Source organism: Peterkaempfera griseoplana, from assembly GCF_001418575.1.
Classification (GTDB): Bacteria; Actinomycetota; Actinomycetes; order Streptomycetales; family Streptomycetaceae; genus Peterkaempfera; species Peterkaempfera griseoplana.
In genome coordinates this window covers 1-9,924 of the sequence record NZ_LIQR01000158.1, presented here as the reverse complement: position 1 = coordinate 9,924, position 9,924 = coordinate 1, and the positions used below count along the sequence as shown (strand labels likewise).

Sequence of the window (9,924 nt, the reverse complement as noted above, 5' to 3'; positions counted from 1 at the left end):
CAGTGCGCAGGTGGCGAAGGTGCCGGGGGCTGCGTGGTCGGTTCCGGTGGGACTGTGCGCGGGGATGGCCGGTCTGATCGCCGTATCCGCTGTCATCACGATCTCCGTGGGCCCTCTCGGGCATATCGGGGCGCGAACGATGCCTGCTCGCACCACTATCCCCGCCGGGGCACTGTCGCTGCAAGCACATCTGCAATTACAGTCGTAAGCACATCGGTAAGAACACCTGCAAGTGCAAATGCACGTGCACGCGCACATGAGGATGAAGGAGCAGCCGGTATGGAGCAGATCCCCAACGGCGTCAGGGCCACCCGGATCCAGGGCGTGACCTGGCGAAAGAGCCGCCGGAGCAACCCCAACGGCAACTGCGTGGAGGTGGCCGCGCTCCCCGGCGGCGGTGCGGCGATCCGCAACTCGCGGGACCCGGAGGGGCCGGCGCTGATCTACACCCCGGAGGAGATCGCCGCCTTCATCGGCGGAGTCAAGGACGGCGACTTCGACGGGCTGGCAGGCTAGGACGCTGTACTGGGGCAGGCCGCAGTGGGAGACTGTGTGCCTGCGCGCAGTCACTCAGGGGAGTCGGAATGACCGCCATGCGGCCTGGCAGCGAGCCGTCGATAAGGCACTACCTCGAGCATCCGCGGGGTGGGCCGACCGTGCTGCGGATCGTGCTGGGCACTCAGCTGCGCCGGCTGCGCGAATCGCGCGGCATCAGCCGGGAGGCCGCCGGCGACGCGATCCGCGGCTCGCACGCGAAGATCAGCCGGCTGGAGCTCGGGCGGGTGGGCTTCAAGGAGCGGGACGTCTCCGACCTGCTCACCCTCTACGGCGTGGCCGACGACGCGCAGCGGTCGGACTTCCTCGCGCTGGCCCGGCAGGCCAATGCGCCCGGCTGGTGGAACCGGTACGGCGACGTCCTGCCGGGCTGGTTCGAGACCCATATCGGCCTGGAGGAGGCGGCCTCGGTCATCCGCACCTACGAGCCCCAGTTCATCCCGGGGCTGCTGCAGACCGAGGAGTACGCCCGAGCGGTCGTCCGGCTCGGTCACCCCAGGTCCTCCCCGCGCGACATCGAGCGCCGGGTCGATCTGCGGATGGAGCGGCAGAAGCTCCTGGACGGCGCGGTCGGGCCCCGGCTGTGGGCGGTGATGGACGAGGCCTCGCTGCGGCGGCCCCTGGGGGACGCCAGGATGATGCGGGCCCAGTTCGAGCGGCTGCTGGAGGCCGCGCGCCTGCCCAATGTCACCCTCCAGGTGGCGACGTTCGCCATCGGCGGTCTGGCGGCGGCCGGCGGGCCGATCACCATCCTGCGCTTCCAGGAGCCGGACCTGCCGGACATCGTCTATCTGGAGCAGCTGACCAGCGCGCTCTATCTGGACAAGCAGGACGACGTCGACAACTACCTGGCCGTGCTGGACCGCCTCTGCGCGGAGGCGCTGTCGCCCCGGCAGACCCTGGACTTCCTGGCGGACCTGGTGGAGCAGACGGTCTGAGCGCGTCGCCCCGCCGGCCGCGCATCCCCGCCCGGCCTCCGCTCAGGGCTTGCGCGCCAGCCCGCCGAACTCGATCCACTCCTGGGTGGCCTGCTTGGGCCCGAGGTCGGAGTCGGGCCGCCAGGTGGAGACCTCCACCAGACCCGGCTCCAGGATCTCCAGCCCGTCGAAGAAGCGCTCGACCTCATGGGCCTGGCGCACCCGGCCCCAGTTGCCGTGGGTGGACTCGTCCATGAAGCGGGTGACGAAGTCGCGGGTGGCCTTGTCCTCGCTGACCAGCTGGCAGACGACCAGGTAACTGCCGGGAACCAGTCGCTCGGCGACCCTGCGCACCAGCGCGGCGGGGTCGTCGGAGTCCGGGATGCAGTGCATCACCGAGACGAAGAGCGCGGCCACCGGCTGGTCGAAGTCGATCAGGCGCTTCACCTCGGGGTGGGCGAGTATGTCGTCGGTGCGGCGCATGTCCGCCTGGATCACCGCGGTGCCGTCGTTCTCCTCCAGCAGGGCGCGCCCATGGGCCAGCACGATGGGGTCGTTGTCGATGTAGACCACCCGCGAGGCCGGGTCGACCCGCTGGGCGACCTGGTGCACGTTGTCCTGCGTGGGCAGGCCCGATCCATGGTCGATGAACTGCCGGATGCCGTACTCGGACGCCAGCAGGCGGACCACCCGCTGCAGGAACCGCCGGTTGTTGACGGCCAGTTCCTTGGTGCTCGGCACCACCTTGAGGAGTTCCTCGGAGGCCTCGCGGTCGACCGCGTAGTTGTCCTTGCCGCCCAGGTAGTAGTCGTACATCCGGGCCACGCTGGGCACCGCGACGTCGATTCCGACCGGCGGCGGCTCGCGGTCCTGACCCACCATGTCACTCCCTGCGGTCTCTTCGGTACGTGAAGTGCCGCAATCCTAGGAGGAGTGGCGCCGCGGGGGAGGGGTGACGGCCGGATCTCCCCGATCTGTACACATCATGCTGTACACATCGTGCTGTAGACATCATGCCGGGCGTGTGGACGCACTTCGGGCCACGGCGCCGGTACGGGACCCTCGGCCCGTCCGGCACCGCAGCCCGTCGGTGTCGCCGGCCGCCGCTCTGTGGGCAGGGGCTGTGCGGAGCCCGTGCCGGTCGCGGTCGGCCGGAGGAGTCGCGCGCGGTCAGGGCAGATGGCGCGGAGGCTCCCGTTTCTGTGCACCATAGTGGACTAGACCACTTGAGGATGTCCAGAGGGTCGCCGGAATTGGTCTGGACAACTTCCGGGAGGCTCCGGTGAGCCGCCCCCACCGCCCTGCGGTTACGCTCGCAGCGTGCCCTCGCTCAACGAACTGGTCCGCCAGCACACCACCCTCTCCACCGCCGACGTGGAGTGGCTCCATCTGCTGGTCTCGGAGTGGCAGCTCCTCTCCGACCTCTCCTTCGCCGATCTGGTGCTCTGGATCCCCACCCATGACGGCACCCGCTATGTCTCGGTGGCCCAGATGCGCCCCAACACCGGGCCCACCTCCCACCAGGACGACATGGTCGGCCACCTGGTGCCCCGCGGCCGCCGGCCGCTGCTGGACGCGGCCTACGACGAGGGACGCATCGTCCGGGAGGGCGATCCCGAGTGGCGCGAGGAGGTGCCCGTGCGGGTGGAGTCCATACCGGTACGGCGCGAGGGGCGCGTCCTGGGCGTGATCGCCCGCAACACCAACCTGCTCACGGTGCGCACGCCCAGCCGGCTGGAACTCACCTACCTCCAGAGCGCCTCCGACCTCGCCCAGATGATTGCGGCCGGCTCCTTCCCCTTCCCGGGGGAGCAGGTCGACATGGACGCCGCCCCCCGGGCCGGCGACGGCCTGATCCGGCTGGACGCTGACGGCATCGTCACCTACGCCAGCCCCAACGCGCTCTCCGCGTACCACCGCCTGGGCCTCACCGCCGACCTGGTCGGCTGCCACCTCGGCCGTACCACCGCCGAACTGGTGCCGCCGTCGCGGGGGCCGGTGGACGAGGCGCTGGTGAAGCTCGCCAGCGGCTGGGCACCCCGGCAGACCGAGGTGGAGGCCCACGGTGGCGTGGTGCAGCTGAGGGCCATCCCGCTGAAGCCCAAGGGCGTCCATGTCGGCTCCCTCGTCCTGCTCCGCGACGTCACCGAGCTGCGCCGCCGTGAGCGGGAGCTGATGACCAAGGACGCCACCATCCGGGAGATCCACCACCGGGTGAAGAACAACCTCCAGACGGTGGCCGCGCTGCTGCGGCTCCAGTCGCGGCGGATGGACTCCGCCCCGGCGAGGCTCGCTCTGGACGAGGCCGTGCGGCGGGTCGGGTCGATCGCCATCGTCCATGAGACGCTCTCGCAGACCCTGGACGAGCAGGTGGCGTTCGACGAGATCGCCGACCGGGTGCTGGCGATGGTGATGGAGCTCTCCCAGGACGGCAGGGTGGCCACCAAGCGCAGTGGGTCGTTCGGCATCCTCTCGGCCGAGGTGGCGACGCCGCTGGCGATGGTCCTCACCGAGCTGCTGCAGAACGCGCTGGAGCACGCCTTCGGCACCAAGGACTCGGGGAGTCTGGAGGTGTCGGCGCTGCGCGGCCGGGCACCTGCCGCCGGCCCGGGATGGCCGGAGGCGCGGGGCGGCGCCGGGGGCAGGCCGGAGGAGTATCTGCTGATCACGGTCTGCGACGACGGCCGGGGCATGCCGGAGGGCTTCGACCCGCAGAGCGGCGGCAATCTGGGACTGCAGATCGTCCGCACCCTGGCGACGGGTGAGCTGGGCGGGACCTTCGACATGGTCGCCCTCCCGGAGGGGGGCACCAAGGTGGTGCTGGAGATCCCGGTGGGGTGAGCGGCGCAGCTGACGGTCCGCCATATCGGTTCCGCCCGAACCCCGGCAGCTGCCGGACAGCCCGATCATCCGTCCCGCACCCGCACCGGGAGCGGACGGAGGCGGGTGTTCCGAAGCCGCGGTCAGATCGGCAGATCGGGTGTCCGGAGCCGCGGGCAAGGGGCAGGGCGAGCGAACCGAAGGGGCGCGCGCCCGCCGCAAGTGAGGAGCGCCATGGGCCCCTCCTCCCCGAAGGCGGGCGAGGAGGGGGAGCGCCGAAGGAGCGAGCGCCGGAGCTCGGGAACACCGCCCGGCCGGCAGTCGGGGGAGGGCGTCCGCGGCTGCAACAGGCGCCGCGGAGGCGAGCCGAGCCTTCCAGGACAAGGGTGAGGCCCTGCCGACCGGGGGGGTGGGTCGACAGGGCCTCTCGTCCTGCTCCGGCCGTCGGGGGGAGTCGGCCGGAACAGGGGTTCCTGGTCCGCGGCCTCGGCCGCGGGGGTTTGCGGGCTGGGCCCGCTGCACACCGCGCTGCGGCTGCCTTCGTCAACGACGGTACCAAATGTCGTGACCGAACGACGCCTGGGGGTGCGGTGTGGGAGGGAAAAGCACGGCCCGAGTGGGGGCCGAGCCCTTGATCAAGGGTTGATCACGTCCCGCCGCGGCGGGTTTCTCAGGCGGTGCGGGCGCGGTTGCGGGCGGCGCGGCGCTTCATCGCGCGACGCTCGTCCTCGCTCAGGCCGCCCCACACGCCGGCGTCCTGGCCGGTCTCCAGGGCCCACTGCAGACACTGCTCCATGACCGGGCACCGACGGCACACGGCCTTGGCCTCTTCGATCTGCAGCAGCGCCGGACCGGTGTTCCCGATCGGGAAGAACAGCTCGGGGTCTTCTTCCCGGCAGACAGCGCGGTGGCGCCAGTCCATGGTGGTCCAACTCCTCCTGTCAGCAGACTGTGGCCTGCCGACACCTGTGGTGGCTTGTGAATGTGAACGCTTTCACGAATCCCGGGACGGCCAAAGGGGTCGACAGACACGTCGGCCCGTGAGGCTGTACTTGGAGCAAGGGATTCGGGCGACTCAGGCGGTGTCCCGTTGCGGTCCGTCCCGATCGCCAAGTAGAGGTTCGCAAACCTCAGCGTCGGATACAACCCCCTTCGAGGAGGAATTTTTGATTCTTTGGTGTCGCCTCCATCACACCCTGTACTTCGATGGAGTGAAGGCGGGTTGTACGTTCGACTGCAAGGCGTGGTGGCCCTGCTGGTCACACAATCACACGCAGTGCCCGTCGTACGCCTGTGAAACTCACGTCAGTCCGCTCTCCAAGGTGGTCCCCGTCCACCTGAAACGGGACCGGTTCCTGCGAAACCAAGGTGAAGTGCCGCAGATCGTGGTACGACACCACATGCCTGCCCCGGGGACCTGCGCCTGAGCCGTCCAGCAGCCCCCGCACCGTGCGGGCCGTGCTCGCCACCGTCATCCGGGTCAGCGCGAAAAGGTCCAGGTCGGTGTCGAACGACGCCTTGGGGGAGGGGTAGACCGGGCGGTTGCCGAGGAAGGTCCACGGCGAGGTGTTGGAGACTATGGAGAACACCAGCCCCTCCACCGGGTCCTGACCGGGGATCCGGATGGCTATCGGGCCCGCCTTGCGCCGTTCACGCTCGGTCACATAGTGGCGGAGCGCCTCCTGGACGTAGAGCGCGTGCGTCGAGCGCTGCCCCGCCATCCGGCGCTGCTCCACCCGGCCCACCACGCCGGCGTCGAAGCCCAGACCGGCGCAGAAGGTGAACCAGCGGTCGGGAAGCCCGTCGGTCATGGCCTTGCCCAGCCCGATCACCCGCTCCCGGCGGTGCTCCAGCGCGTCCAGCAGCGCACCGGTGGCCTCCACCGCGTCATTGGGCAGCCCCAGGGTCCGGGCGAAGACATTGGTGCTGCCGCCCGGGACCACGGCCAGCCGCGGCACCCGCTCGGAGGGGCCGTGCGCCAGCAGGCCGTTGACCACCTCGTTGACGGTGCCGTCCCCGCCGAGGGAGACGACCAGGTCCACGGTGCCGTCGACGGCTGCCTGGCGGGCCAGGTCCCTTGCGTGCCCGCGGTACTCGGTGGTGGCGACCTCGAGCTTGAGGTCGCTGGCGAGCGCATGGGTCAGCACGTCCCTGGTCCGCCCACTGGTGGTGGTCGCCTTCGGATTCACGACCAGGAGCGCACGCATGCCCTTCAGAGTACCTACCCGTTGGTATGGACCGGGGCGCGGTCCGGTATGCGGCCACCGATGCCGCCCATACGGCGGCTACCCTGCTGGAGTGACCGTCGACAGTGCCCCCGCCAAGACACCCTCCGCCGCCGAGCCCCGGCCCACCCCGCTGGTGGCAGGGGCGCTGATCGCCTTCGTGCAGGGCGCGGCCCTCGCCGCGTGGGGTGTGTACGACGTGGTGGCGGGCTTCACCGGCACCCCGCACAACCGGGGCCTGGCGGAGTTCGGCGGGGTGGTGATCCTGCTGATGGGAGTGCTGCCGCTGCTGGCCGGCCGCGGTCTGCTGCGCCGCAGCCGCTGGGGCCGCAGTCCGGCGCTGCTCACCGACTCCATCTGCCTGCCGGTCGCCTGGAACATGTGGCAGAGCGGCGGGGTGATGGCCGTTCTGGCGGTGCTGGTCGCCCTGCTCGGACTGGCCGGGATCGTCGCGCTGCTGCACCCCGCGGTCACCGCGGCGCTGGAGCGCCGCTGACCCGGACGGCGCCGCTGACCCGCACAGCGAAGGGCCGCCCCCGGTGGATGCTCCTCCGGGGGCGGCCCTTGGCGTGTCACTCCTCGACCAGCAGCTTCTCTCGCAGCTGGGCGAGCGTGCGGGCGAGCAGCCGGGAGACGTGCATCTGGGAGATGCCCACCTCGGCGGCGATCTGAGACTGCGTCATATTGCGGAAGAACCGCAGCACCAGGATCTTCTGCTCACGCGGCGGCAACTGAGCCAGCAGTGGCTTGAGCGACTCCCGGTACTCCACGCCCTCCAGTGCGTCGTCCTCGGCGCCCAGGGTGTCGGCGACGGCCGGCGACTCGTCGTCGGTGTCCGGGACGTCCAGGGAGAGGGTGCTGTACGCGTTGGCGGACTCCAGGCCCTCCAGTACGTCCTCCTCCGAGATGCCCAGATGCTCGGCCAGCTCATGGACGGTGGGGGAGCGGCCGTGCCGCTGGGAGAGCTCGCCCGTGGCGGTGGTCAGCGAGAGCCGCAGCTCCTGCAGCCGCCGCGGCACCCGCACGGCCCAGCCCTTGTCGCGGAAGTGCCGCTTGATCTCACCCACGATCGTCGGCGTGGCATAGGTGGAGAACTCCACCCCGCGCTCGTGGTCGAAGCGGTCCACCGACTTGATCAGGCCGATGGTGGCGACCTGGGTGAGGTCGTCCAGCGGCTCACCGCGGTTGCGGAACCGGCGGGCCAGATGCTCCACCAGCGGGATGTGCATCCGCACCAGCTGGTTGCGCAGCTCCACCCGCTCGGGGGAGCCCTCGGGCAGGGCCGACAGCCGCACGAAGAGCGCCTTGGCGGCGGCACGGTCGGGGGCGTGCGGCGTGGGTGCGGGCGCCTCGGTCTCCTCCGGCGTCGGGCCGGCGGCCGGCTCGGGCGTCGGTGCGGACTCGGGCGGCTGGCTCATGCGGGGGGCGTCCTTCGGGTACGCGTCGTCATGGTCGTTGCCCGCCGGCCCGGCGGCGCCGTGCGCGGCGGCCGGGGATTCCACCGTCCCCGGCTGGGCGGGCACGGTGGGGGCGCGGTCGACACCGGGCCCCGCACCGCCTGTGCGGTCCAGATCACTCACGGCGATCCCCCGTTCCGTTCCGGGAGCACCGGCGCCGCAGATGCGGCTCCGGGGTCAACAGTTGGTTGTACCGCTGCGCCGTCCCGCCGAGGCCGGGACACGCGGTCGAAGGAGGTCGGGGCCGCCGGCGCGGCGGGAACGCCGCGCCGACGGCCTGCCTCACAGCTGGCCTGGGCCGGCACCGCGCTTCTTGTGCAGGCTGATGGAGACGGTGCGGTCCTCGGCCACCGTCGACTCGACCTCGCCGGCCAGCGCGGAGAGCACCGTCCAGGCGAAGGTGTCGCGCTCGGGGGCGCGGCCGTCGGTCGTCGGGGCGGAGACCGTCACCCGCAGTGAGTCTCCGACCAGGCGGAACTCGCAGGAGAGGACGGAGCCGGGCACCGCCTGCTGGAGCAGGATGGCGCAGGCCTCGTCGACCGCGATCCGCAGGTCCTCGATCTCGTCCAGCGTGAAGTCCAGTCGGGCCGCGAGGCCGGCGGTCGCCGTCCGCAGAACCGAGAGGTACGCCCCTGCCGCGGGCAGTCGGACTTCCACGAAGTCCTTCGCTCCGGGCTCGCCGTCGTTCTGGGACACCCTCACCTCCTGGGTGACACGCCGTGCTTACGGCCCCGGAGGGCCACGGCCATGGCTGCTTGCCTCACACTCTTGCACCCCGGTTCCCCGGGGCATGGGCGACACATACCGGTCATACCCCTACGGGCTGGCCGGACGCCCCGCATCCGCCTGCGACGCTATCGCGATCGAGGGTCCGATGTCGCCGCTCCAGCAGGTCGCCACGTGAACGGGGGAGTCGCCGGGCCACTCATGGTAAGCCCTCCGGCACGGAGTGTGTGCACGTCGGTGCCGCCTGTGGACATCAGCTCCGTGCGAGGTCCGCCAGCGGTTCGCCGGTCATCCGGTAGACGGTCCAGCCGTCCAGCGGCTCGGCGCCCAGCGACTTGTAGAAGCCGATGGACGGCTCGTTCCAGTTGAGTACCGACCACTCCAGCCGGGCGTAGCCGCTCGTGGTGCAGATCCGTGCCAGCTCGGCCAGCAGCGCCCGCCCGTGACCGGCGCCGCGGGCGTGCGGCCGCACGTAGAGGTCCTCCAGGTAGATGCCGTGGGTGCCGCGCCAGGTGGAGAAGTTGCGGAACCAGAGGGCGAATCCCACCGGCTCGCCGGCACCGTCCTCGGCGATGTGCGCGAAGACCGCGGGCTGCTCCCCGAAGAGGGTCCGGTGCAGCTGCTCCTCGGTGGCCAGGGCCTCGTGCAGGGCGTGCTCGTACTCCGCGAGTTCACGGATCATGGAGTGCAGGGCGGGGACGTCAAGGGCGGTGGCGGGGCGGATCATGTCTGCGAGGGTACTGGGGGGTCCCCGGCGGCGGCCAACGCCGTCCCCGGCCCTGCGGGAGCCGGCGGCGGGGGCGCTAGACCAGCCGGCGTTCCTCGTAGCACCAGCGCCACTGCTCGCCCGCCTCGTAGGAGCGCATCACCGCATGTCCCGTCTCCTCGAAGTGCGCGGTGGCGTGACGGGAGGGAGAGGAGTCGCAGCAGCCCACATGTCCGCACAGCAGGCACTTGCGCAGCTGCACCGGGTGCTGCCGGGTCTCCTCGCAGCGTCGGCAGCTCTCCCCGGAGCTGGGCGGCTCCGGGTCCGGCAGACCGGTGGTGTGCGCGCAGCCCGCGTGCCGCGGGGCTTCCCCGGACACATCACGCCTGCGTGTGCTGCGATACCTCTCGAACACCGGTCCCCTTCCCCCGACCACTGGCACTACCGGTTCCATCATCTCCTCCGCCCACCGCCGCCGCACCCACCGCCCCTCCTGTCCGCCCCGCACACCCCAGGGA

At 71.1% G+C, this 9,924-nt stretch carries 11 protein-coding genes; 4 read left to right on the top strand and 7 right to left on the bottom strand.

All coding sequences use genetic code 11. The features are described from left to right. The first annotated feature begins 279 nt into the window (after positions 1-279). Together AOK09_RS13115 and AOK09_RS13110 are read left to right on the top strand one after the other, a co-directional pair. Positions 280-516, top strand: a complete 237-nt coding sequence (locus tag AOK09_RS13115) for a DUF397 domain-containing protein (protein WP_055587346.1) — start codon at positions 280-282, stop codon at positions 514-516. A 68-nt stretch (positions 517-584) separates the two neighbouring features. Continuing rightward, complete coding sequence (locus tag AOK09_RS13110) at positions 585-1,493, top strand: helix-turn-helix domain-containing protein (RefSeq protein ID WP_055587345.1); 909 nt, start codon at positions 585-587, stop codon at positions 1,491-1,493. A gap of 42 nt (positions 1,494-1,535) precedes the next feature. On the opposite strand, the gene AOK09_RS13105 is transcribed toward AOK09_RS13110, so the two are convergent. After that, a complete protein-coding gene (locus AOK09_RS13105) occupies positions 1,536-2,354 on the bottom strand; it encodes an SAM-dependent methyltransferase (protein WP_055587344.1) in 819 nt (272 codons plus the stop codon). Between the two features lie 438 nt (positions 2,355-2,792). Between AOK09_RS13105 and AOK09_RS13100 the strand changes: the two genes are divergently transcribed. After that, on the top strand, positions 2,793-4,313 hold the full coding sequence (locus tag AOK09_RS13100; protein WP_055587343.1) for a sensor histidine kinase: 1,521 nt from the start codon (positions 2,793-2,795) through the stop codon (positions 4,311-4,313). Between the two features lie 649 nt (positions 4,314-4,962). Here AOK09_RS13100 and AOK09_RS13095 read toward each other — a convergent pair. Beyond that, a complete protein-coding gene (locus tag AOK09_RS13095) occupies positions 4,963-5,214 on the bottom strand; it encodes a WhiB family transcriptional regulator (RefSeq protein ID WP_055587342.1) in 252 nt (83 codons plus the stop codon). A gap of 337 nt (positions 5,215-5,551) precedes the next feature. Further along, entirely contained in the window at positions 5,552-6,499 is a 948-nt protein-coding gene (locus AOK09_RS13090) for a diacylglycerol/lipid kinase family protein (RefSeq protein WP_055587341.1), read from the bottom strand. 91 nt (positions 6,500-6,590) lie between these two features. On the opposite strand from AOK09_RS13090, the gene AOK09_RS39040 reads away from it, so the two are divergent. Beyond that, a complete protein-coding gene (locus tag AOK09_RS39040; RefSeq protein WP_055587340.1) occupies positions 6,591-7,013 on the top strand; it encodes a hypothetical protein in 423 nt (140 codons plus the stop codon). Between the two features lie 76 nt (positions 7,014-7,089). Here the strand turns inward: AOK09_RS39040 and AOK09_RS13080 are convergent, their stop codons facing one another. From AOK09_RS13080 to AOK09_RS13065, 4 genes are all read right to left on the bottom strand, one after another. Further along, entirely contained in the window at positions 7,090-7,935 is an 846-nt protein-coding gene (locus AOK09_RS13080) for an RNA polymerase sigma factor SigF (RefSeq protein ID WP_245687270.1), read from the bottom strand. Between the two features lie 321 nt (positions 7,936-8,256). Next, the gene (locus AOK09_RS13075; RefSeq protein ID WP_055587339.1) at positions 8,257-8,670 is read right to left on the bottom strand and encodes an ATP-binding protein; all 414 of its coding nucleotides are present in this window, start codon (positions 8,668-8,670) and stop codon (positions 8,257-8,259) included. A 283-nt stretch (positions 8,671-8,953) separates the two neighbouring features. Then, a complete protein-coding gene (locus AOK09_RS13070) occupies positions 8,954-9,427 on the bottom strand; it encodes a GNAT family N-acetyltransferase (RefSeq protein WP_055587338.1) in 474 nt (157 codons plus the stop codon). A 76-nt stretch (positions 9,428-9,503) separates the two neighbouring features. Beyond that, entirely contained in the window at positions 9,504-9,785 is a 282-nt protein-coding gene (locus AOK09_RS13065) for a UBP-type zinc finger domain-containing protein (RefSeq protein WP_055587337.1), read from the bottom strand. Positions 9,786-9,924: the final 139 nt, after the last annotated feature.